The 23,029-nt window shown below is 72.5% G+C and carries 15 protein-coding genes; 4 read left to right on the top strand and 11 right to left on the bottom strand.

Annotated elements, in window-relative coordinates; all coding sequences use genetic code 11:
- The 6 genes from ACFV04_RS31130 to ACFV04_RS31155 all read right to left on the bottom strand — a co-directional run.
- The coding region (locus ACFV04_RS31130) for a hypothetical protein (protein ID WP_380534070.1) at nucleotides 1–821 on the bottom strand (821 nt) is incomplete at its 3' end.
- A 127-nt stretch (nucleotides 822–948) separates the two neighbouring features.
- Nucleotides 949–5,895, bottom strand: coding sequence for an NAD-glutamate dehydrogenase (locus tag ACFV04_RS31135; protein WP_380534072.1), 4,947 nt, complete (start codon nucleotides 5,893–5,895; stop codon nucleotides 949–951).
- A 281-nt stretch (nucleotides 5,896–6,176) separates the two neighbouring features.
- Nucleotides 6,177–7,808 (bottom strand): L-glutamate gamma-semialdehyde dehydrogenase, encoded by a 1,632-nt coding sequence (pruA, locus tag ACFV04_RS31140; protein WP_380534088.1) that lies wholly within the window; start codon nucleotides 7,806–7,808, stop codon nucleotides 6,177–6,179.
- Nucleotides 7,809–7,937: 129 nt separating this feature from the next.
- Nucleotides 7,938–8,594: an HAD family hydrolase gene (locus ACFV04_RS31145; protein WP_380348920.1), complete on the bottom strand. Its 657-nt coding sequence runs from the start codon at nucleotides 8,592–8,594 to the stop codon at nucleotides 7,938–7,940.
- A gap of 122 nt (nucleotides 8,595–8,716) precedes the next feature.
- Nucleotides 8,717–9,226 (bottom strand): DUF6912 family protein, encoded by a 510-nt coding sequence (locus tag ACFV04_RS31150; RefSeq protein ID WP_360253495.1) that lies wholly within the window; start codon nucleotides 9,224–9,226, stop codon nucleotides 8,717–8,719.
- A gap of 112 nt (nucleotides 9,227–9,338) precedes the next feature.
- Nucleotides 9,339–10,532, bottom strand: a complete 1,194-nt coding sequence (locus ACFV04_RS31155) for a patatin-like phospholipase family protein (protein WP_380534075.1) — start codon at nucleotides 10,530–10,532, stop codon at nucleotides 9,339–9,341.
- Between the two features lie 339 nt (nucleotides 10,533–10,871).
- Here ACFV04_RS31155 and ACFV04_RS31160 point away from each other — a divergent pair, with 339 nt between their 5' ends.
- Nucleotides 10,872–11,321, top strand: a complete 450-nt coding sequence (locus ACFV04_RS31160) for an Rv3235 family protein (RefSeq protein WP_380348924.1) — start codon at nucleotides 10,872–10,874, stop codon at nucleotides 11,319–11,321.
- Between the two features lie 107 nt (nucleotides 11,322–11,428).
- Here the strand turns inward: ACFV04_RS31160 and secA are convergent, their stop codons facing one another.
- Nucleotides 11,429–14,191, bottom strand: coding sequence for a preprotein translocase subunit SecA (gene secA / locus ACFV04_RS31165; protein WP_380348926.1), 2,763 nt, complete (start codon nucleotides 14,189–14,191; stop codon nucleotides 11,429–11,431).
- Nucleotides 14,192–14,433: 242 nt separating this feature from the next.
- On the opposite strand from secA, the gene ACFV04_RS31170 reads away from it, so the two are divergent.
- Both ACFV04_RS31170 and ACFV04_RS31175 read left to right on the top strand, forming a co-directional pair.
- Nucleotides 14,434–14,991 carry a GNAT family N-acetyltransferase gene (locus tag ACFV04_RS31170; protein ID WP_380348927.1) on the top strand — a complete coding sequence of 186 codons (558 nt, stop codon included), beginning with the start codon at nucleotides 14,434–14,436 and terminating at the stop codon, nucleotides 14,989–14,991.
- Between the two features lie 47 nt (nucleotides 14,992–15,038).
- The gene (locus ACFV04_RS31175; RefSeq protein WP_380534078.1) at nucleotides 15,039–16,247 is read left to right on the top strand and encodes a winged helix-turn-helix domain-containing protein; all 1,209 of its coding nucleotides are present in this window, start codon (nucleotides 15,039–15,041) and stop codon (nucleotides 16,245–16,247) included.
- A gap of 11 nt (nucleotides 16,248–16,258) precedes the next feature.
- Here ACFV04_RS31175 and ACFV04_RS31180 read toward each other — a convergent pair whose 3' ends face one another.
- Both ACFV04_RS31180 and hpf read right to left on the bottom strand, forming a co-directional pair.
- Entirely contained in the window at nucleotides 16,259–17,011 is a 753-nt protein-coding gene (locus ACFV04_RS31180) for a response regulator (RefSeq protein WP_380348930.1), read from the bottom strand.
- A 202-nt stretch (nucleotides 17,012–17,213) separates the two neighbouring features.
- Nucleotides 17,214–17,909 carry a ribosome hibernation-promoting factor, HPF/YfiA family gene (gene hpf, locus ACFV04_RS31185; RefSeq protein WP_380348932.1) on the bottom strand — a complete coding sequence of 232 codons (696 nt, stop codon included), beginning with the start codon at nucleotides 17,907–17,909 and terminating at the stop codon, nucleotides 17,214–17,216.
- Between the two features lie 368 nt (nucleotides 17,910–18,277).
- On the opposite strand from hpf, the gene ACFV04_RS31190 reads away from it, so the two are divergent.
- Complete coding sequence (locus tag ACFV04_RS31190) at nucleotides 18,278–19,000, top strand: ComF family protein (protein ID WP_380534081.1); 723 nt, start codon at nucleotides 18,278–18,280, stop codon at nucleotides 18,998–19,000.
- An 87-nt stretch (nucleotides 19,001–19,087) separates the two neighbouring features.
- Here the strand turns inward: ACFV04_RS31190 and ACFV04_RS31195 are convergent, their stop codons facing one another.
- Both ACFV04_RS31195 and mtrB read right to left on the bottom strand, forming a co-directional pair.
- Nucleotides 19,088–20,986 carry an LpqB family beta-propeller domain-containing protein gene (locus tag ACFV04_RS31195; protein ID WP_360253513.1) on the bottom strand — a complete coding sequence of 633 codons (1,899 nt, stop codon included), beginning with the start codon at nucleotides 20,984–20,986 and terminating at the stop codon, nucleotides 19,088–19,090.
- Nucleotides 20,961–23,003, bottom strand: coding sequence for an MtrAB system histidine kinase MtrB (mtrB, locus tag ACFV04_RS31200; protein WP_380348947.1), 2,043 nt, complete (start codon nucleotides 23,001–23,003; stop codon nucleotides 20,961–20,963). The genes ACFV04_RS31195 and mtrB overlap by 26 nt, the downstream gene beginning before the upstream one ends.
- Between the last annotated feature and the right edge of the window lie 26 nt (nucleotides 23,004–23,029).

A 23,029-nucleotide genomic window follows, 5' to 3' on the forward strand; every position in this document is an offset into this window, starting at 1 on the left:
CGGTTGACCAGGGCCATCCCGGCGACGTTGCCGCCGTCCATGGTGAACTCGTACTGCCAGCCCTGCTGGCCCTCCACCGGGAGGACGTACTTACCGCTCTTGGCCGCCTGCAGGCCCTTGGCGCCGTAGGCCTGCTGCAGGGCCTCCAGGGTGGCACCGGCGCCGATGCCCTCGGCCGTCCTCGCCTCGGCCGGGGCGACCAGCTCGCGCAGGCCGGCCGCGGCGAAGGAGACCCGGCCGGTGGCCAGGTACGCCTTCTCCTTGGTCTCCCGGGCCACCATCAGGTCGACGATGGACTGCGTCGCGTCCGCCATCAGCTTGGCGGTGGCGGCCGAGTCCTTGGCCGCGGCGGCCGAGCCGGCGGCGGCCGCCGCCGCGTCCTTCGCGGAGGCGTTCGGCGGCACGGTGCCCGCCGGGGCGGGCGCCTTGCCGGAGGCCGCGTCGGCCTTGGCGTTCAGGTCCTTGTAGCGGGCTTCGGTGGCCGCCTCCGCGGTCATCCGGGCCTGGTCGGGCGCCGGGCCGCCCTTGTAGACGAAGTCCGTGCAGCCGTCGAGCAGCGAGACCGGCGCGGTCTCCAGCGCGCCGGTGGCCAGGCCGGCGTCCTTCGTCGTGCCGGGCTTCAGGCCGCGGTAGCCGGCCGCCGAGAAGGCCTCCGGCCCCTTGGTCGTGGGCGCCGCCGAGGGCGCGCCGGCCGTCGCCGCCGCGCCGGCCCCGGCCGCGCCCTTCTTGTCGTCGGACGTGCAGGCTGCCGCTCCGGCGACCAGCAGCACCACCGAGATGCCCACGCCCACCGCGCGGACCGGAGCTCGGTTCTTCCCCATGTCGTGATCCCCCTTGATCGTTCGGGATCACCGTAGCGAAGGTCGGCCCACGATCCACAACCGGTTGCCGCGCGGTACGCGGAAGGGCCCGCGTCCGTGGACGCGGGCCCTTCCGTGCGGCTGTCCGTCAGCGCATCGAACCGGTGCGCAGCAGGGTGCGGATGACGCGCATCGCGACCGACAGGCTGGACAGCTCGTAGTTGTCCGAACCCCTTATGTCGTCGAGGGTGCTCTTGGCGCGGTTGAGCAGGGTGGCGTTGAGCTCCGCCCAGGCGGTGTAGCGCTCCTCCGGGGTGGCGCCGTCGGGGCCGCAGGCCAGGATGTCGGCGGTCAGCGCCGCGTGCGCCGCGAACAGGTCCTCGCGGATCGCGGCCCGGGCCATCGACGACCAGCGGTCGGTGCGGGGCAGCTCGATGATGCGGTCGAGCAGGTGCGAGATCTGCAGCCGGTCGCCCAGGTCGTAGTAGAGCTCGGCGACGTCGGCGACGTCCTTGCCGGAGCGGTCCGCGACCTCGGTGATGTCCAGGGTCGGGAAGACCGAGGAGAGGCCGGCGATCCGGGTGACCAGTTCCTCCGGCACCCCGGCCGCGGCGAGTTCGCCGTGGATGGACTCGAACCAGGCCAGGTCCTCGCCGCGGAGCGGCTTGGGCAGCGAGCCCCAGACCTGGTTGACCCGGTCGTGGAAGAACTCGATGGTCCCGGCGATGTCGAGCGGCTGCCGGCGGTTGTTGAGCATCCACCGGGTGGCGCGCTCGACCAGGCGGCGCGAGTGCAGGCGCATCTTGGTCTGCACCCGGGCCGGGACCCGGTTGTCCAGGCCCTCGATCTCGCCCCAGATCGTCTCCAGGCCGAAGACGGCCCGCGCGGCGGTGTGCGTCCGGGCGATCTCCTCGTAGGTCGCGCCGGTCTCCTCCTTCAGGCGGAAGGCGAAGGTGCAGCCACCGCGGTTGATCGTGTCGTTGACGATCAGCGTGGTGATGATCTCGCGGCGCAGCGCGTGGTTGTCGATCGCGTCGGCGAACCGGGCCCGCAGCGCGCTGGGGAAGTAGTCGTGCAGCGCGGTGCGGAAGTACGGGTCGTCGGGCAGGTCGGTGGCGAGCAGCTCGTCGGCCAGGATGATCTTGGTGTAGGCGAGCAGCACGGACATCTCGGGCTGGGAGAGCCCGCGGCCGTTCTGCTGGCGGTCACGGATCTGGCGCTCGGCGGGCAGGAACTCCAGCCCCCGGTCGAGACGGCCGGCCGCCTCGAAGCGGTTGATCATCCGCGCGTGGACGTTGACCATGCTGTGCGCCTGGGCGACGGCGTTGGCCAGCACCACGTTCTGCGCGTAGTTGTTGCGCAGCACCAGGTGGCCGACCTCGTCGGTCATCTCGGCCAGCAGGACGTTGCGCTGCTTGACCGTCATGTCGCCCTCGGCGACGACCTGGTTGAGCAGGATCTTGATGTTGACCTCGTGGTCCGAGGTGTCCACACCGGCCGAGTTGTCGATCGCGTCGGTGTTGATCCAACCGCCGGTGCCCTCCGGACCGCCGGTGGCCGCGTACTCGATGCGGCCGAGCTGGGTGCAGCCGAGGTTGCCGCCCTCGCCGATGACCCGGGCCCGGACCTGCTCGCCGTTGACGCGGATCGCGTCGTTGGCCTTGTCGCCGACCTCGGCGTTGGTCTCGGCGGAGGCCTTGACGTAGGTACCGATGCCGCCGTTCCAGAACAGGTCGACCGGTGCCTGCAGGATCGCCTTCATCAGCTCGGCCGGGGTGAGCTTGCCCGTCTGGACGCCGAGGGCGGCCCGGGCCTGCGGGGTCAGCTGGATCGCCTTCGCCGAGCGGGGGTACACCCCGCCGCCAGCCGAGATCAGCGACTTGTCGTAGTCGTCCCAGGAGCTGCGCGGCAGGTCGAAGAGGCGGCGGCGCTCGGCGTACGAGGTGGCCGCGTCCGGGTTGGGGTCGATGAAGATGTGGCGGTGGTCGAAGGCGGCGACCAGGCGGATGTGCTCGCTGAGCAGCATGCCGTTGCCGAAGACGTCGCCGGACATGTCGCCGATGCCGATGACGGTGAAGTCCTCGGACTGGGTGTCGACGCCGAGCTCGCGGAAGTTGCGCTTGACCGACTCCCAGGCGCCGCGGGCGGTGATGCCCATGCCCTTGTGGTCGTAGCCGGCCGAGCCGCCGGAGGCGAACGCGTCGCCCAGCCAGAAGCCGTACGACTCCGCGACGCCGTTGGCGATGTCGGAGAAGGTCGCGGTGCCCTTGTCGGCGGCGACGACCAGGTAGGTGTCGTCCTCGTCGTGGCGGACCACGTCGGCCGGGTGGACGACCGCGCCGCCGACCAGGTTGTCGGTGATGTCGAGCAGCGCCGAGATGAAGGTCTTGTACGAGGAGATGCCCTCGGCCAGCCAGGCGTCGCGGTCCACCGACGGGTCCGGCAGCTGCTTGGCGACGAAGCCGCCCTTGGCGCCGACCGGCACGATGACGGTGTTCTTGACCATCTGCGCCTTGACCAGGCCCAGGATCTCGGTGCGGAAGTCCTCGCGCCGGTCGGACCAGCGCAGACCGCCGCGGGCGACCTTGCCGAAGCGCAGGTGCACGCCCTCGACCTGCGGGGAGTAGACCCAGATCTCGAACGCCGGGCGCGGGGCCGGCAGGTCCGGGACGGCCTTCGGGTCGAACTTCATCGACACATAGGAGTGCCACTCGCCGTCGGCGGCGTGCTGGAAGAAGTTGGTCCGCAGGGTGGCCTTGATGAGGTTCAGGAAGGAGCGCAGGATGCGGTCCTCGTCCAGCGAGACGACCTCGTCGAGGGCCCCGGTCAGCTCCTCCAGGATGCCCTCGGTCAGCTCCAGGGCGCCCGAGCGGTGGCTCGGGCTCAGCCGCGCCTCGAACAGGTTGACCAGCAGGCGGGTGGTGTGGGTGTTGTTGCGGAGCGCGTCCTCCATGTAGTCCTGGGAGAACGTGGAGCCCGCCTGGCGAAGGTACTTGGCGTACGCGCGGAGCATCATCGCCTGGCGCCAGGTCAGCCCGGCGGTCAGCACCAGCTCGTTGAAGCCGTCGTTCTCGGCCTTGCCCGTCCAGGTGGCGGCGAAGGTCTCCTGGAAGCGGTCGCGGGCCTCGTCGGTGAGCTCGGTGGCCTCGCGCAGCTTCAGACCGAAGTCGTAGACCCACGCCGTGGTGCCGTCGGAGCGGCGCAGCGCGTACGGGTGCTCGTCGAGCACCTCGACGCCCAGGCGCTGGAGCACCGGCAGGACCTCGGTGAGCGAGATCGGGCCGCCGACCCGGTAGATCTTGAAGCGGCGCTCGTCGTCGCCGGCGCCGACGGGCTGGTACAGGTTCAGGCGGAAGTCGCCCTCGCCGTGCAGCGACTCGATCTGCTTGATGTCGGAGACGGCGGTGCGCGGCGGGAAGTCGGCGCGGTAGCCGTCGGGGAAGGCGTTGGCGTACTTGTGGCCGAGTTCGGCGGCCTTCTCCTCGCCGAGCTCCAGGTGCAGCTGGTCGTGGAAGCCGTCCATCCAGAACCGGGCGGCCTCGGCCAGTCGGTTCTCGATCCGCTCGATGTCGGAGTCGGTGAGCCGGGGCAGCTCGGTGCCCGGGGCGACCCGGACCACGAAGTGCAGGCGGGTCAGCACCGACTCGGTGGCGTACACCGTGTAGTCGATGGTGGCGCCGTTCAGCTCTTCCTTGAGGATGTCGGTGAGCAGCAGCCGGATCCGCGTGGTGTAGCGGTCGCGCGGCAGGTAGATGAAGGCGGAGAAGTAGCGCCCGTACTCGTCCTGACGCAGGAAGAGGCGCAGCTTACGGCGCTCCTGCAGGTAGAGCACGCTGGTGGCGATGGAGAGCAGCTCGGAGGCCGGGGTCTGGAAGATCTCGTCCCGCGGGAAGGTCTCCATGATCTGCAGCAGGTCGCGGCCGTCGTGGCTCTCGCCGGAGAAGCCGGAGTCCTCCAGCACGGCCTGGACCTTGCGGCGCACGACCGGGATGCGGGTGACGGACTCGGTGTAGGCCGCGGAGGAGAACAGGCCGAGGAAGCGGCGCTCGCCGATCGGCTCACCGGCGGCGTTGAACTTCTTCACGCCGACGTAGTCCAGGTAGGCCGGGCGGTGCACGGTGGCACGGCTGTTGGCCTTGGTCAGGACGAGCAGCTTCTTCTCGTGGGCCTTGGCGCGCACCGGCGCGGAGAGCCGGCCGAAGGCCTCGCTGACCGAGTGGTGGCGGTCGTCGTGGCTGTGCGGGTCGGAGCGCAGGATGCCGAGGCCGGTCCCGGCGACGGCCTTGAGGACCTCCTCGCCCTCGTGCTCGACCAGGTCGTACTCGCGGTAGCCGAGGAAGGTGAAGTGGTCGTCGGCGAGCCAGCGCATCAGCTCCCAGGCCTCGCCGACCTCCTGCTCGGGCAGGCCGGCCGGGGGTTCCTCGGCCAGTTCGTCGGCCAGGCGCAGCGCGCTCTCGCGCATCTTGGCCCAGTCCTCGACGACCTCGCGGACGTCGCCGAGCACGCGGCGCAGGTTGCCCTCGATGGTGCGCAGGTCGTCGCGGTCGGTCTCGCGGTCGATCTCGATGTGCATCCACGACTCGACGGTCGCGTCGGCGGGCCACTCGGTGCCGGCGGCCTGGCTGCGGGAGCAGGCGTCGACGTCCAGGATCTCCAGCAGCTTGCCGGTGATGTCACGGCGGACGACCAGCTGGGGGTGGATCACGATGTGGATGCCGCGGTCCTGGCGGGACAGCTCGTTGGTGACGGAGTCGACCAGGAAGGACATGTCGTCCGTGACGACCTCGACGACCGTGTGGCCGCAGGACCAGCCGTTCTCCTCGACCGAGGGGGTGTAGACCCGCACCTCGGCGGTGCCCTGCGGGCGCTTGAGGCCCAGGCGGTAGTGGGAGGCGGCCGCGCCGTAGACGTCGACCGGGTCGCGGTCGACCAGGTCCTCGGGCGCGGTGTGGAGGTAGTAGTGGTGCAGGTACGCGGTCAGAGCGCCGTTGCTCAGACCCTCCCCCGGCGCCGCTCCCCCCACCTGGCTGTTCTCAGCGGCTGCGGCTGCCTTCTTGAGCAGTTCGGCCTTGGCTGCGTCCAGCTTGGTCTGCATGACTTCTTGGCTCCTGTCGCGCGCCGTTGCGTGACTCGGTTGGTGTGTGGGTGTACACCGACGGGTCAGCCGCAATCCTGCCGCACTATCCGACTGAAAGGGGCTCATGGCGCGCATGAAACGTCCTCCCAGTGGGTAGGACGACACGTTCGTCCTGCAAGCCACCCGACGACGCCAGCCAGCCTAACCGGATCAATCGAAGGTGGACAGGGACGGGGAGGCGCAAACCTGCAGGATGTCGGGTCCGTCCTGGACAGCATGTCCAAACCGGAGGCTCATGTTCACTCTCGGCCCATGTGCGGGTACCGGTGCTGGGTCGGAGGTACGAAGGACTCCTTGATCGACCGCGCCGAGGTCCACCGCAGGAGGTTCTGGGCGGCACCGGCCTTGTCGTTGGTGCCGGAGGCCCGGCCCCCGCCGAAGGGCTGCTGGCCGACGACGGCACCGGTGGGTTTGTCGTTGATGTAGAAGTTCCCGGCGGCGAACCGCAGCTCCTCGACGGCCTGGGCGATGGCGTAACGATCCTGCGCGATCACCGAGCCGGTCAGGCCGTACGGTGCCCCGCCGTCGACCCGGCGGAGGACGTCGTCCCAGCGGGAGTCCTCGTACACGTGGACGGCGAGGATCGGCCCGAAGTACTCGGTCCGGAAGATCTCGCCCCGGTGGTCCGAGGAGACCAGGACGGTCGGCCGGACGAACCAGCCGATCGCGTCGTCGTACTGGCCGCCGGCCGCCAGCTCGACCGTCGGGTCCGCCTTGGCGCGCTCGATGGCGTCCCGGTTCCGTTCGAAGGCGCGCCGGTCGATCAGGGCGCCCATGAAGTTGGACAGGTCGGTGACGTCGCCCACCGCGAGCGCGTCCACCTCCGCCAGGAAGTCGTCCTTGATCCTCTGCCAGAGGCTGCGCGGCAGGTAGGCCCGGGACAGCGCGGAGCACTTCTGGCCCTGGTACTCGAAGGCGCCGCGGAGCAGCGCGGTCCTCAGGATCTCCGGGTCGGCCGAGCGGTGGGCCAGCAGGAAGTCCTTGCCGCCGGTCTCGCCGACGATCCTCGGGTAGGTGCGGTAGCCGGCGATGTTGGCGCCGACGGTCTGCCACAGCGACTGGAAGGTGGCGGTGGAGCCGGTGAAGTGCAGCCCGGCGAGCGCCGGGTCGGCCAGCGCGACCGGCGAGACCTGCAAGCCGTCGCCGGTGACCATGTTGATCACCCCGGGCGGCAGGCCGGCCGCCTCCAGCAGCCGCATCAGGTGGTGGGCGGCCAGGGTCTGGGTCGGCGCGGGCTTCCAGACCACGGTGTTGCCCATCAGCGCGGGCGCGGTGGGCAGGTTGCCGGCGATCGCGGTGAAGTTGAACGGGGTCACCGCGTAGACGAAGCCCTCCAGCGGGCGGTGGTCGGTGCGGTTCCACACGCCGGGCGAGGAGATCGGCTGGTCGGCCAGGATCCGCCGGGCGAAGTGGACGTTGAACCGCCAGAAGTCGATCAGCTCGCAGGCGGAGTCGATCTCGGCCTGCTGCGCGGTCTTGGACTGGCCGAGCATGGTGGCCGCGTTGAGCGTCTCCCGCCAGGGCCCGGCGAGCAGGTCGGCGGCGCGCAGGAATACCGCCGCCCGGTCGTCGAAGGAGAGCGAGCGCCACTGCCGCCCGGCGGCCAGCGCGGCGTCCACCGCGGCCCTGGCGTCCTCCCGGGTGGCGTTGCCGAGCACGCCGAGCTTGGCCGCGTGGTGGTGCGGCTGCACGACCTCGATCCGCTCGCCGCCGCCGAAGCGCTGCTCACCGCCGATGGTCATCGGCAGCGGGACCTGCTCGGCCGCCAGCTCGTCCAACCGGCGGACCAGCCGGTCCCGCTCCGCACTGCCGGGTGCGTACCCGTGCACCGGCTCGTTGACCGGGGTCGGCACCTCGGTGACTGCGTCGATGGGCATGGCGGCTCCGTCCTGCTGGTTGCTCGGCTGTCGGTCCAGCCTGACCAGCGACGGCCCGGTCCGCCCGCTCAGACACGCGGACGGCGGACGTGGCGCCCGCCACTGCGGTCACGCCCGGGGGGCTCAGCGGGTGAGCCGGCCCGCCAGGTCGACCGCCTCGGCCAGGGTGTCCACCACGGGCACGCCGACCGGCTCCAGCTTCTCCCGGGTGTGCGAGCCGCCGGTGTACAGCACCGCCCGCGCGCCCACGCTCAGCGCCGCCAGGGCGTCGTCCGCGGCGTCGCCGATGAGGACCGTACGGGCCGGGTCCACCTGCTCGCCGAGCGCGGCCAGATGCCGCACCAGGTGCTCCGCCTTCTGCCCGCCGGCCGGGCCGCTGCGGCCGTCCACCCGCAGGAAGTGGCCGGTCAGGCCGAAGGTCTCGACCAGCGGCACCAGCTTGTCGTGCACGTACAGCGACAGCAGCGACTGACTGTGCCCGGCCGCCTGCCAGTCGGCCATCAGCTCGCGGGCGCCGTCGGTCAGCCCGCAGGACGGGCTCAGCTCGCGGTAGCGGTCGTGGAAGGCGCCGTCCAGCTCCAGCCACTCCTGCGCGGAGGGCTCCCGGCCGAGCAGCCGCTGGTAGAAGCGCGGGATCGGGATCTCGTACTGCTCCCGGTACTCCTGCAGGCTCATCGGCCCGACGCCGATGGTCGCGAACGCGGCGTTGCTCGCCCCGAGCACCGCTTCCATGTCGTGGAAGAGGGTGCCGTTCCAGTCCCAAACGATGTGAGTGCGCACGGGGAACAACGGTAACGCCGGGCACCGACGCGCCGGTAGGGCGGAACTCACGCACCCGCCCCACCCGGCTCGCCGGGCGTGCGCCCGGGGCGCCGGGGCGCACGGGCGGCCGGTGTGCCGGCTCAGGCGAACAGCGCGGGGATCTCCTGGGTCGCGAACCAGAGCAGGTCGTGGTCCTCGGCGCCGTCCACGGTGAACTGGGCGTCCTGGTCGCCCGCGTCGGCCGCGGCCACCGCCGCCACCGCGGCGGCGACGTCCGTCACCACCTCGTCGTCGGACACGTCCGCGTGCACCGCGGCCGCCTTGGCCAGCCGCACCGGGCCGGCCAGCACCACCCGGCCGAGCGAGGCCTGGTCCTGGTACTCGTCGCCGGGGAACGGCCGCACGGACGCGTCGGCCACGTCCAGCGCCACCACGACCCGGCGGCGCGGGGCGTCCGGGTCGGCGGCCAGCAGCCGCAGGGAGGACTGCGCGGCCCGGTTGAGCGCCGCGTACTCCAGTTCCTCGATGTCGTCGCTGACGTACCACTCGCGCAACGCGGGGGTCACGGCGTACGCCGCGGACTGCTCCAGGGCGCCGCCCTCGTGCGCCGCCGCCAGGCCGGTCAGGGTGGTGGGCACGTACACGCGCATCGGTGGCACTCTCCGGTTCGATCCAGCGGGCTTCGTCCAGCGGAACGGATTCTCCAGCGCCCCAAGAATAAGCTCCGCGGGGCTCCCGTGATCACCCCCGGTCCGGGCCCGGTCACCGTGCGGCCCGCAGCGCCTCCCGGCTGGTGCGCAGCGCGCATTCCAGGACGGCTCCGCGACGGGCCGGGTCCATCATGTTCGGGCCCATCACCGCCAGGTCCGCCAGGGTCGGCGCGAGCAGCCGCACCCGGACGCCCTCGGCCCGCAGCAGCGCGGCCTCGCGCAGCAGCTGCCGGGTGACGGCGCGGCGGTAGCGGCTGACCAGCTGGGCCAGTACGCCGCGCGGGCGGTCCCGGTCACGCCACTCGCGCAGCGCGGCCAGGGTGTCGCGCCCGCGTCCGGCCGCACCGGCCGCCGCGGCGCGCCCGGCCCTCGCGGGCCCGGGGTCCAGCCGCAGGGCCATCGGGGCCAGCACGTACACCTCGTCCAGGCCGCGGCCGAGCATCAGGTCGGCGTTGGTGGCCGACCAGCAGCCGCCGTCCACGTACGCCGAACCGTTCAGGCGCACCGGCGCGAACCAGCCGGGGATGGCGCAGGAGGCCATCACGGCGTCGGCGACCGCGACCGCCGGGGCGTCCGGGTCGCCGAAGACCACCCGGTGGCCGCTGCGGTAGTCCACGGCCGCCACCCGCAGCGGTGAGCCCGCCGCCGGCACCGTCGTGCCACCCGCGCCGGGGACGGCCCGCTCCACGTCCCCCTCCGGGTCCGCGACCGGGTCCGGGTCCGGATCCGGCCAGCCGGCCGGGCCGAGCAGCCCGCGCACCAGCTCGCCGACCGGGGCCAGCGAGCCGCGGCCGTGCGGCGCCATCGCCGAGACCATGGTCAGCAGCGGGTACTCGCGCGGGTGCCGGACGGCGTCGCGCAGCAGGCCCGGCGAGCCGATGCCGGCCCGCGGCCTGGGCGGCAGCGCACCGCCGACCGCGGTGTCGTAGTCGAAGGCGAGCCCGGCCAGCGGGCCGTCGGCGACCGGCAGCCCGCGCTGGTGGTCGCGCAGCTGTTCGGGGTGGACGCCGCCGGACAGCATCGCGGCGAGGATCGCGCCCGCCGAGGTGCCGAGCAGGACGTCGGCGTCGCCGGGCCGGCGCCCGGTGGCCTCCTCGACGGCGCACAGCGCGCCGACCGTCCAGGCCGCGCCGAGCATCCCGCCGCCGCCCAGCACCAGGCCCCGCCGGGGTGCGCCCCCGGCGCGCGGCGCGGCGCCCGCGACCGTCGGGGCCGGCACCGCTGCTGCTACCCGTGTCGTCGTCATTCCGCCCGCCCGTCGTCCTGGGGGCGTCGTCGGCTCCCCGCGGTTCCCGGTCAGGCTCCGATGGTGCGCGCCGGGGCGGGACGGCGCAATGCGACGCCCCGGCGCCGCCACCCGGTCCGCCCAGTCGGACCGTCCCCTTTCGAGCCGTACGAACGGCTCCCGGCCGTCAACCCGGTGCCCTCCGACAGCCGCCCCGACCCGTCACCACACTGGCCGATTCACCCGGATAGGTGAATCCGGGAGCGGGCTCCGACCGCTCCGGAAAGGCGTTGCCGCGCCACGGGCGGCGCCCCCAGCCTGGACCCGTCCGTACCCGTACCACCCCGTCGAGGAGCCACCGTGACCACCCACCCCGCCACCCGCCCGCCCCGCCGCCCGCGCACCGTCGGCGGCGCCTGCGACCCGGCCGGGCGCCACCCCCGGCACCCACGCACCGCCTGCGCCGGCGCCGGCGCCCCCACCGCCGACCCCCGGGCGCTGGCCTCCCGCTTCGCCCACCAGCTGGTCGAGGTGCTCACCGGCGCGCGGCCCTCCGGGCAACTGATGCGGCACACCAGCCTGGACGGCTACGGGCAGCTCGCCTCGCTGGTCCGGACGGGCGCGCTGCGCCGCGGCGGGGCCGCCGACCGGCCCCGGCTCGGCCCGGTGCACGACCGCTCGCCCTCGCCCGACGCGGTCGAGGCCTGCGTCCGGGTCGACCTGGGTCGCCGGCACCACATGGTGGCCTTCCGGCTGGAGCAGCGCGGCCCGGCCGGGCAGTGGCAGTGCACCGCCGTGGAGGCCCGGTGACCGCACGCGACCGGGGGACGGCGCAGGGCGCCGCCCCCGTCCGGGAGCGGCGCCCTGTGCGGCGTCCTGCCTGGTGTCCCGCGGCCCCTGCGGGCCGCGCGGCCGGCTCAGGCCTTGCGGCGGCGGCCCTTGGCCGACTTGGCGGCCTTGCGGCGCTCGGCGCGGGTCATCCCGTCGCCCTCGTCCTCCGGCGCGAGGTCCTCGAAGTCGCCCTCGACCACACCGCCGCCGACCTCCTCCGAGGGGGCCGTGTAGTGCAGCCGCTGCGGCTTCGGGGCCTCCAGGCCCTTGGCCTTGATCTCCGGGCGGGCGGCGTCCTTCTCCAGCTTGTCGAGCACCACCTGGGCGTCCTCGACCGGGACCTCCTCGACCTGCTGCTCGACCTGGACCTCCAGGTTGAACAGGTAGCCGACGGACTCCTCCTTGATACCCTCCATCATCGCGGTGAACATGTCGAAGCCCTCGCGCTGGTACTCGACCAGCGGGTCGCGCTGCGCCATGGCCCGCAGGCCGATGCCCTCCTGGAGGTAGTCCATCTCGTAGAGGTGCTCGCGCCAGCGGCGGTCCAGCACCGACAGCACGACCCGGCGCTCCAGCTCGCGCATGATCTCCTCGCCGAGCTGGTCCTCACGGGCGCCGTACTGCGCCTGGATGTCCTCCTGGACGACCTTGACCAGGAACTCGGGGGTCAGGCCGGCCGGACCGCCGACCTCCTCCTCCAGCTCCGCCAGGTCCAGGGCGACCGGGTAGAGCTGCTTGAGCGCGGTCCAGAGCTTGTCCAGGTCCCAGTCGTCCTCGAAGCCCTCGCCGGTGGCCGCCTTGACGTAGGCCTCGACGGTGTCGTCCATGAAGTGGCCGACCTGCTCCTGCAGGTCCTCGCCCTCCAGCACGCGGCGGCGCTCGCCGTAGATGACCTCGCGCTGGCGGTTGAGCACCTCGTCGTACTTGAGGACGTTCTTGCGGATCTCGAAGTTCTGCTGCTCGACCTGGGTCTGCGCGGAGGCGATCGCGCGGGTGACCATCTTGGACTCGATCGGCACGTCCTCGGGCACGTTGGCCATCGAGAGCACGCGCTCGACCATGCCGGCCTTGAACAGGCGCATCAGGTCGTCGCCCAGCGACAGGTAGAAGCGGGACTCGCCCGGGTCGCCCTGACGGCCGGAGCGGCCGCGCAGCTGGTTGTCGATCCGGCGGGACTCGTGCCGCTCGGTGCCGAGGACGTAGAGGCCGCCGGCCTCCTTGACCTCGTCCTGCTCGGCCTTGACCGAGACCTTGGCCTTCTCCAGGGCGGCCGGGAAGGAGGCCTCGTACTCGTCCGGGGTGTCGGTCGGGGTAAGCCCGCGCTGCGCCAGCTCGGCGGCGGCCAGGTGGTCGGCGTTGCCGCCCAGCATGATGTCGGTGCCGCGGCCGGCCATGTTGGTGGCGACGGTCACGGCGCCCTTGCGGCCGGCCTGCGCGACGATCTGCGCCTCGCGCTCGTGGTGCTTGGCGTTCAGCACCTCGTGCGGGATGCCGCGCTTGCGCAGCTCCTGCGACAGGTACTCGGACTTCTCGACCGACACGGTGCCGACCAGCACCGGCTGGCCCTTCTCGTGCTTCTCGGCGATGTCCTCGACCACGGCGGCGAACTTGGCCGGCTCCGACTTGTAGATCAGGTCGGGCTGGTCGATGCGCAGCGGCGTCTTGTTGGTCGGGATCGGCACCACGCCGAGCTTGTAGATCTGGTGGAACTCGGCGGCCTCGGTGGTGCCGGTACCGGTCATGCCCGCGAGCTTGCTGTACAGGCGGAAGAAGTTCTGCAGGGTGATGGTGGCCAGGGTCTGGTTCTCGTTCTGGACCTCCACCCCCTCCTTGGCCTCGATCGCCTGGTGCATGCCCTCGTTGTAGCGGCGGCCGGCCAGGATGCGGCCGGTGTGTTCGTCGACGATCATGACTTCGCCGTTCATGACGACGTAGTCCTTGTCCGCCTTGTACAGCTCCTTGGCCTTGATGGCGTTGTTCAGGAAGCCGACCAGCGGGGTGTTCACCGACTCGTAGAGGTTGTCGATGCCGAGGTAGTCCTCGACCCGGCTGACGCCGTCCTCCAGGATGCCGACGGTGCGCTTCTTCTCGTCGACCTCGTAGTCGCGGTCGATCTTCAGGCGCTGCACCAGCTTGGCGAAGTCGGCGTACCACTTGGTCGCCTGGTCGGCCGGGCCGGAGATGATCAGCGGGGTGCGGGCCTCGTCGATGAGGATCGAGTCGACCTCGTCGACGACCGCGAAGTTGTGGCCGCGCTGGACGAGTTCGTCCTTCGACCAGGCCATGTTGTCGCGCAGGTAGTCGAAGCCGAACTCGTTGTTGGTGCCGTACGTGATGTCCATCCCGTACTGGACCTTGCGCTCGGCGGGCGTCATGTTCCCGAGGATCACGCCGACTTCGAGACCGAGGAAGCGGTGCACCCGGCCCATCCACTCCGAGTCGCGCTCGGCGAGGTAGTCGTTGACGGTGATCAGGTGGACGCCCTTGCCGGTCAGCGCGTTCAGGTACGCCGGGAGGGTGCCGACGAGGGTCTTGCCCTCACCGGTGCGCATCTCGGCGACGTACCCGTGGTGCAGGGCCGCGCCACCCATGAGCTGGACGTCGTAGTGCCGCTGGCCGAGCACGCGCTTGGCGGCCTCGCGGACGGTGGCGAACGCCTCGGGGAGGATGTCGTCCAGGCTCTCGCCGTCCGCGATCCGCTGCTTGTACTCGTCGGTCAGCGCGCGCAGCTCGGCGTCGGTGAGGTTGACGAAGTCCTCTTCGATGGAGTTGACCTGGGCAGCAATCCGCTGCAGCTTGCGAAGGATCTTGCCCTCGCCGGCGCGCAGGATCTTGTCGAAGACGGACACTTGAGCGGGCTCCTTGCCTGTATTGGCACTGGACGACTGCACGGGGGGTCCACCCCACCGCACGGGCCATCGTATGCGAGGAGTCCAATGCCCCGGGAGGTGCGTCAGCACGGTATTCCCGTGTCACCCGCGCGAGCACATGACCCGATAGCACCGTCCACCGGGACAAAAGGGTCGGCAGGTCCAGGAGTTGGCCGCATATTCGGATGCCCGCTTTCCGTGCACGGCGGAATAATCCGTTCATGGCGGAAACCCTCACCGAACCGGTCACCCTCACCACCGAGCGCCTCGTCCTGCGGGCCCCGCGGGAATCGGACGTCGACACCGTCTTCGCTGCCTGCCAGGACCCGGAGATCCAGCGCTGGACGGTGGTTCCCTCTCCGTACCGGCGCGAGGACGCGGAGTTCTTCGTACGCGATCTCGCCACCGAGGGCTGGCGCACCGGCGCGAACCGGATCTGGTGCGTGTTCGAGCGCGGATCCGGCGCCCTGGTCGGTTCCCAGGGGCTGGTCCTGCGCGAGAACGACCCGGGCTGCGCCGAGATCGGCTGGTGGGCCGTGAAGGAGTTCCGCGGCCGCGGCTACACGACCGAGGCCGCCCGAGCGGTCTCCCGCTTCGGTCTGCGCGAGCTCGGCCTGCGCCGCCTGGAGTGGCAGGCCTACGTCGGCAACGACGGCTCCCGCGCGGTCGCCGAGCGGGCCGGCTACCGCTTCGAGGGCACGCTGCGCTCGTACGCCGAGCAGCGCGGCGTCTTCCACGACGCCTGGGTCGCCTCGCTGCTGCCCTCCGACCTGGGCTGAGGACGGGCCCGGGGCCGCTGTCGGTGCCCCGGACTACGCTCGCCGGCATGACCGCCGCAGCCGCGCCCAGCACCCCCGTCACCGTCCTGAGCGCCGACGAAGCCCGCCGGATCGCCCTGCGCGCCCAGGGGCTGCTCGGCGCGCCCGACCGCCGGGCCGGGGTGCGCGGGGTGCTGCGGCACCTGGGCGCCGTCCAGCTGGACACCATCTCGGTGCTCGCCCGTTCCCACGAGCTGGTGCCGTACGCCCGCCTCGGCGCGGTCGGCCGCCCGGCGGTCGAGGCGGCGTACTGGGGCGGCGGCACGAGCTTCGAGTACTGGTCGCACGCGGCCTGCGTCCTGCCGGTCGAGGAGTGGCCGCTGTTCGCCTTCCGGCGCCGCCACTACCGCGCCCGCGGCCACCTGTGGGGAGGCCACCAGGTCACGCCCGAGACCTACCGCCTGGTGCTCGACAAGCTGCGCGCCGAGGGACCGTTGACCTCGACCGAGCTGGGCGGCGCCAAGAAGACCGCCGAGTGGTGGGACTGGTCCGACACCAAGATCGCGGTCGAACGGGCGCTGGCCTTCGGCGACGTGGTCTGCACCGAGCGCCGGAGCTGGAAGCGGGTCTACGCGCTGGCCGAACAGGCCGTCCCGGACGCGCTGTTCGGCCAGGAGCCGTCGGACGAGGAGTGCGTGCGCACGCTGGTCGGCCAGGCCGGCGCCGCACTCGGGGTGGCCACCCGGGCCGACCTCCAGGACTACCACCGTCTGCGCGCCGAGCAGTTGGACGCGGTGCTCGCCGACTCCGGGCTCGTCCCGGTCGAGGTGGCCGGCTGGGGCCCGGACGGCGCCGCGGCCCCCGCCTGGGCCGACCCGGCCGCCCTGGCCACCACCCCGCGCGGGCGCCACCGCACCACGCTGCTCTCGCCGTTCGACTCGCTGGTCTGGGACCGCCCGCGGACGGAGCGGATCTTCGCCATGGAGCACCGGCTGGAGGCCTACACCCCCAAGCACAAGCGGGTGCACGGCTACTTCGCGATGCCGCTGCTGGCCGGCGGCCGGCTGGTCGGCCGGGTCGACCCGGCCCGCGAGGGCCGCACCCTGGTCGCCCGGCAGATCTCGCTCACCGGGGACCGGGGGCGGGACGCCCGGTACGTCGAGCCGCTGGCGACGGCCCTGCGCGAGGCGGCCTCCTGGGTCGGCTGCGACACCGTGCGGGTCGGGGCGCTGCACGACGAGCGGCTGCGCCCGGCCCTGGAGAAGCTGCTGGCGTGAGCGCGGCCGGCTCACCCTATTTCGAGGATCTTCTCCCGCATCGCGTACACCACCGCCTCCATCCTGGAATGCAGTTGGAGCTTCTCCAGGATGTTGCGCACGTGGTTCTTCACGGTGTTCTCGCTGATGAACAGCTCCTTGGCGATCTCCCGGTTGTTCATCCCGGTCGCCACCAGCTTGAGCACCTCCAGCTCCCGGTCGGTGAGCCGGGGCGCGGGCACCAGGTCCCGGTCGTCGGAACGTCGCTGGATCATCGACTTGAACTCGGTGAGCAGCTTGGAGGCCATCGACGGGCTGATCTGCGACTGCCCGTCGGCGACCGCGCGGATCGCCGTGGCGACCTCGTCGGTGGAGATCTCCTTGAGCAGGTAGCCGGTGGCCCCCGCCTTGATCGCCTCGTAGAGGTCGGCCTCCTCGTCGCTTATCGTCAGCATGATGATCTTGGTGCTGGGTGCCACGTCCTTGATCGCCGTGCAGGCCTCGATCCCGCTGCGCCGCGGCATCCGGACGTCCATCAGGATGATGTCCGGCAGCAGGTCGGCGGCCTTCAGCACCGCCTCGGCGCCGTCCCCCGCCTCGCCGACGACCTTGATGTCCTGCTCCTCGGCGAGGACGATCTCCAGCCCCCGCCGGAACAGGGCGTGGTCGTCCACCACCAGCACACGGATCGGCTCACCCCGGCGCGGCGCGTACGCGGGCTCCTCCTCCGGCCCCAACGGCAGCCCGGGCCCAGCCGCGGGCCCCAGCCCGAAGTGATCCCCCATCCGCTCCTCCCCCTTCGCGGGTCGTCGTGCGCCAATCATTCCACGCCCGGCAGCCGCCGAGGTCACCCTCCGGCACCGATTCCCCCGCATCGGGTGACCCCGGCCCCGGACCCGACCGCGTTCGAACCACCCCGCCCCCGGAACGCCGGTGACCCCGGCGGTCGCTGCCACCGGGGTCACCCCTCCATCACCGCTCGAACGGTCAGTCCTCGTCGTCGGCCTCGCCGATCGCGCCGCCCGCGCCACTGCCCGGCCCGGCCTGCAGGTCCGTCTGCAGGTGGATGACACCGTAGTTGTAGCCGTGCCGGCGGTAGACGACGCTGGGCAGGCCGCTGTCCTTCTCCACGAAGAGGTAGAAGTCGTGGCCGACCAGTTCCATCTCGTAGAGCGCCTGGTCCAGCGCCATGGGGGCGGCCGGGTGCGTCTTCTCCCGGACCACCAGCGGGCCTTCGCCCTCCACTTCCAGGGATCCCATCATGGTCTTGCGGACGGCGCCGTTGGTCCCGCCCTCCAGCGTCGACGGCTCCGGCAGCGCGGCCAGGGCCGCGGTCGCCTCGGCGACGCTGATGGGGGTGCGGCCGTTCGCGCCGCCCTTGTGCACCCGGCGCCGGTCTGCGGACTTGCGCAGCTGCGCGTCGAGCTTCGCCGAAGCCAGGTCGAGCGCCGCGTACGGGTCGGCGGCGGCGGCTTCGGCCCGGATCACCGGCCCACGGGTACGGAGAGTGATCTCCACCCGCTCCGACCGGTCGGCCTGCCGCGGGTTGTGCTCCTTGGACACCTCGACGTCGAGGCTGATCACCTTGCCGTCGAACTTCTGGACCTTCTCCAGCTTCTCGGCCACGTGCTCGCGGAACCTCTTGGGCACCTCGGTCTTGCGGCCCTTGACGACGATGTCCACGCAGAACTCCGATCCCTCGTGCTGACGCCGATCCGGGTGCTACCGGATCGGGCTGAGACCCAGCTGGACCAGCCCATCCACTGCCGGCCCCCCGCCCCGCCGCCAGCGGCGGAAACGACTGGCCCTCACCTCACTTCCTCCCCACCAGGGACGGTTGAAACCCCCTGGAGCCTCATCGAACACCTCACAGGGGGTTTTCGCCTCCCCAGGCGAGAAACGGGGTATGACCCGATACTGCGAGCGGGCGGTCAAGCTGTTGCACCCTGTCTACCCTCCCACGAGTGAAGTATCGGTAAATACCTGGACAACACCCCCCATACGGCGGATCCTTTGCTCACTCCCCGTGCCTGCCGCCGCCAGGAGCAGCCGTGCCACCGCACCCCTCACCCCCTCGCCCACCGTCCGGCCACGGACCGTTCGGCCACGCACTGGCCGGGCTGCTGGACGTCCTGCTCCCCGCGAACTGCGCCGGCTGCGGCAGTGAACGCACCCAGCTCTGCCCGGCCTGCCGGCACGTCCTGGCCACCGCGCGGCCCGGCCCCACCCTGCTGCCCTGGGCGCACGCCGCAGCCCCCTACGGCGACCCGGTCCGGCAGTTGCTGCTCGCCCACAAGGAACGCGGCGCACTCCGACTGGCCGGCCCGCTCGGCGAGGCCCTCGGCCGGGCCGTGTGCTCCGCCCTGGGAGCGCGGGCCGGCACCGCGCCGCTGCTGCTGGTGCCGATGCCCTCGGCCCGCGCGGCCGTCCGCGCCCGCGGCCACGACCCGACGCTGCGACTGGCCGGGGCCGCCGCCCGCTCGCTGCGCCGGGCCGGCCTGGACGCCCGGGCCGCGGCGCTGCTGCGGCACGCCCGCCCGGTCGCCGACCAGACCGGGCTGAACGCGGCGGAGCGGCGCCGCAACCTGCACGGCGCGCTCACCGTGCTGCCGCGCGCCCGGGCGGGCCTGGCGGGCCGTCACCCCGTCCTGGTGGACGACCTGGTGACCACCGGGGCCAGCCTCGCCGAGGCTGCCCGGGCGCTGGCCGACGCCGGCCTGCCGGCCCGGGCCGGCGCCGCGGTCGCGGCCACCTCGATGCGCCCGGCGGGCTGACCGCCACCGGCGCGCCGCCCCGCGGGCAGCACGCCGGACCCGGTGTCAGCCCGCGCGGACGGTCCGTCCGCCCCTCCCGACCGGGCGTCAGCCCGCGTAGAAGAAGGACCGCGGCTTGTCGACCAGCGGGGCCTCCCGCCACTGGTTGTTGACCAGCCGGTAGGCCTTGAGCTCGCTCGGCTTGCCGTCCGCCTGCTTGACCTCCGCCATCGCGAGGACCGGCGGCGCCTGGGTCAGGCTGTCCGCCCGGGATTCCGAGGCCGCGACGGTCATCATGCTGTCGGCGCTCTGCAGTTGGGTGTCGGTGCTCTGCGAGCCGTCGGTGCTGATGAAGTAGAGCTGCTGGGTCCGGTCGGCCTCCTTGCCGAGCACCAGCAGCTGGTCGGCGTCCGCCCAGGAAACCGAGGCGACGTCGGTGAGCGTGGGGGCGGCCCGGCGCAGCCCGGTGATCTTCACCGTCGGCGCCTGCGGGGTGCCGCCGTGCACCACCAGGCCGAACATCAGCGAGCGGATGGCCACGCCCGGGGTCTTGACCACCAGGGCGACCCGGACGCCGTCCGAGGAGATCTTCAGCGCCTGCACGGTCTGCCCGGTCAGCCCCTCGACCGGCACGGTGTACGACTTGTTGCCGCGCACCATCACGACGCGCTGCCCCTGCTGGTTGCGGTCCACCACCCAGAGGTCGCCGCGGCCGTCCCAGCTGGGCGAGGCGAAGCCGTCCTCCTTGTCGCCCGACTTCGCCGTCGAGCTGAGCACCGGCTCGCCCAGGGCGACCGCCGCGTCCGTCAGCTGCACCGAGTAGACCTGGTGGCCGTCCTCGCTGATCACGGCGGCCTGGGCGCCGCCCCGGCTGACCGCGACGGCGCCGAGCGGCGGCTTGGTGTTCGACTGCGGCTTGCCGAGGACGCCGCGGACCGGGTCGCCGGCACGCCCCTCGTCGGTCGCCACCAGGGAGCCGTCGGCGCGCTGGTAGTACTGCGTCGCGGCCGTCGATCCGGCCAGGGCCCCGGGGCCGGTGGCCGGCACGTCCGTGCGGCTGGCGGTGCAGGAGCCGCGCTGCCCCTTCAGTTCCAGCCGCTCGACCTGCCCCTTGCCCTGGTCGGCGAGGGTGTAGAAGAGCTGGGTCGCCATCCGCCGGCAGGCCATCGGCTCGCTGACGTCGGCGCCGCCGAGCTGCACGTGGGCGACCCGGCCGTCGTCGATGGTCACCCGGTCGACCCGGGCGGCGTTCGGGAAGGCCGTGCGGACCACCGGCGAGAGCCAGGTGGAGGGCCCGTCGGCCACCGCCTGGGCTGCCGAGGTCAGCGGGTCTATTCGGCGCCGCAGGTAGATCGGGTCGGCGACCAGCACCTCCTGGCCGACGTTCCCCGAGGCCACCGCGGACGGGTCCGGCGAGGTGTAGAAGAACCGCTCGACCTGGCGGAAGCTGTTCCGGAAGTTGGTCTCGTTCATGATCACGCCGGACGGCAGCTTGTCGATCCGCCACTCGCCGTCCTTCTCCCGGACGAAGGTGAAGTCGGACGAGACGTTGTTGTTCTGCCCGGCCACCGGCAGGTACGAGTGCTTGTCGTCGACGCTGGCGACCAGTTGCCCGCTGACCGTCACCGTCACCGGGTCCAGGCCGTCCGCGTTGGTGACGTCCTGGCCGCCCGGGATGGTGGTGGACGAGAGCACCCGGATCCCGGCCTCCGGCTTCCAGGCCGCGGCGGCGCCCTCGGTGAGGTACTTGCGCGCCGTCTCGTACCCCTCGTCGGCGGTCACCGCGTCCAGGAAGCCGGTCAGCAGCTCGTGCGGCTTGGCTCCCTTGCCGGGTGCCACCGGGTAGACCCTGGCCTGCAGGTTCTTGTCCGCCGAGCCCTGGGACAGCTCCACCTTGGTGATGCCGCCGGAGTCCGGCATGGCGGCGCAGCCGCTCGCCAGCAGGGCGAGCAGCGCGCCGGTCACCGCGAGGCGCCGCGGCTCAGTCCTGTTGCTCGTCCCTCGCACGATGCGACCCCTCCAGGTCCGTCCCACCCATCACGTCCGGCTCAGCCGTCCGCTGTGCCACCGACGGCCGTCCGGGCGTCGGGTCCACCATGACCTGGGCGCCGGTCGCCCCGTACCCGGCACCCGCCGTCCGCACGTCCGAGGGGTCCGTACGCGGCCCCTCGGGCAGTCGGCGCTGGCCGAGGCCGGGGCCGATGTTCAGCACCCCACCGAGCCCGCTGCCGAGGCCGGCACCGAGACCGAGGCCGTCCGGCGCCTCCGTCGGCTCCTCGGCGACGGTCATCGCCGTCGAGCCGACCGGGCTGATCGCCCGCCGGTACGGCGTCCCGTACGTGCCCAGGCCCCGGTTGTTGCGGGAGTCCTCCGGCTCCAGCCGGAAGGGCGCCCGGGAGATCTCGCCGCCGCGGGTGCGCGGCAGGGTCAGCCGGAAGTGCGAGCCGCCGCCGGGCTCGCCCCAGGCCTGGAGCCAGCCGCCGTGCAGGTGGGCGTCCTCGACGGCGATGGACAGGCCGAGGCCGGTGCCTCCGGTGGTCCGCACCCGGGACGGGTCGGCCCGCCAGAAGCGGTGGAACACCCGGGACGCCTCGCCCGGCTTGAGGCCGATGCCGTAGTCGCGCACGCCGACCGCGACCGCGCCGTCCGCCGAGCCCAGCCGGACCACCACGTCGCGGCCCTCGCCGTGCTCCAGCGCGTTGACGACCAGGTTGCGCAGGATGCGCTCGATCCGGCGGGAGTCGACCTCGGCCAGCACCGGCTCGCCGTCGCCGCGGATCACCACGGCGCTGCCCTTGGCCTCGGCGAGCGGTTCGGCGGCCTCGACCACCCGGCCGACGATCTCTCGCAGGTCGACCGGCTCGGCGTCCAGGATCGCGGCGCCGGCGTCGAACCGGCTGATCTCCAGCAGGTCGGCGAGCAGCGACTCGAAGCGGTCCAGCTGGCCCTGCAGCAGCTCCGCGGAGCGGGCGGCCATCGGGTCCAGGTCCTCGCGGCTGTCGTAGATGAGGTCGGCGGCCATGCGCACCGTGGTCAGCGGGGTGCGCAGCTCGTGCGAGACGTCCGAGACGAAGCGCCGCTGCACCCGGGACAGCTCCTCCAGCTGGCGGATCTGCGCCTGCAGGGCGTTGGCCATCCGGTTGAACGATTCCCCGAGGCGGGCGATGTCGTCCGTCCCGGTCACCTTCATCCGCTCTTCCAGGTGCCCGTCGGCAAGCCGCTCGGAGATCCCGGCGGCCATCCGGACCGGGGTGACCACCTGGCGCACCACGACCCAGGCGATGCCGCCCATCAGGATCACCACGAACACGCCGGCGGTCGCCAGGGTGCCGGTGACCAGGTTGAGGGTGTCGGTCTCCTGGCCGAAGGAGAACACGTAGAACATCTGGTAGCTGTTGCCGGCCGCGGCCGGACCGATGAACTGCATGCCGAGGGCCAGCCCGGGCTCGGTCTTCCCGCCGCTCTCGGGCGAGCGGTGGATCCGGGTCGGCTGGTCGAACATCTGGCCGGGCTCGGAGGCGAGCTTGGCCCGCAGGGCGTCCGGGATGCTGCTGGGCTGGATGTCACCGGAGTAGCGCGGCGCGAAGCCGGCGGTGTCCGGGACGACGGCGCCGCTGCCGGGGGCCATCGCGATCACCGAGTAGACGGTCTGCCCGCTCCCGGCGAGGTCGTTGACCTGCCGCAGCAGCCAGGTGCCGGTCTCGTCGACGGTCGGGTCGGCGGTGCCCCGCAGCTTCTGGTCCCTGGCCTCGTCGATCTTCTTCTGCTCGACCTGGAAGCCGATCCTGGCCTGCGCCCGGGCGGCGTCCATCTTGGTGTCGAGCAGGCCGGTGCGCACCTGCGCCACCACGACCACGCCCAGCACCAGGACCACCGCGATGGACGCCAGCAGGGACACCGCGACCACGCGCAGCTGGATCGACCGCCGGTACAGCGCGGACACCCGGTGCACGGGACGGCGCAGCTGACGCTTGGCCAGCCCGACGACGCCGGAGGGGCGCCGACGGCGGGTGGTCGAACTCAGTACGTCCCCGCGCACGGCTCCGGCCC

Origin of the sequence: Kitasatospora sp. NPDC059599, assembly GCF_042735125.1 — a bacterium.
Lineage (GTDB): Bacteria > Actinomycetota > Actinomycetes > Streptomycetales > Streptomycetaceae > Kitasatospora.

Excerpts from the sequence above, each read along its gene's own strand:
- ACFV04_RS31135 (WP_380534072.1), bottom strand. The coding sequence starts at position 5,895 with ATGCAGACCAAGCTGGACGCAGCCAAGGCCGAACTGCTCAAGAAGGCA.
- ACFV04_RS31150 (WP_360253495.1), bottom strand. The coding sequence starts at position 9,226 with ATGCGCGTGTACGTGCCCACCACCCTGACCGGCCTGGCGGCGGCGCAC.
- ACFV04_RS31155 (WP_380534075.1), bottom strand. The coding sequence starts at position 10,532 with ATGACGACGACACGGGTAGCAGCAGCGGTGCCGGCCCCGACGGTCGCG.
- ACFV04_RS31170 (WP_380348927.1), top strand. The coding sequence starts at position 14,434 with ATGGCGGAAACCCTCACCGAACCGGTCACCCTCACCACCGAGCGCCTC.
- ACFV04_RS31175 (WP_380534078.1), top strand. The coding sequence starts at position 15,039 with ATGACCGCCGCAGCCGCGCCCAGCACCCCCGTCACCGTCCTGAGCGCC.
- ACFV04_RS31180 (WP_380348930.1), bottom strand. The coding sequence starts at position 17,011 with ATGGGGGATCACTTCGGGCTGGGGCCCGCGGCTGGGCCCGGGCTGCCG.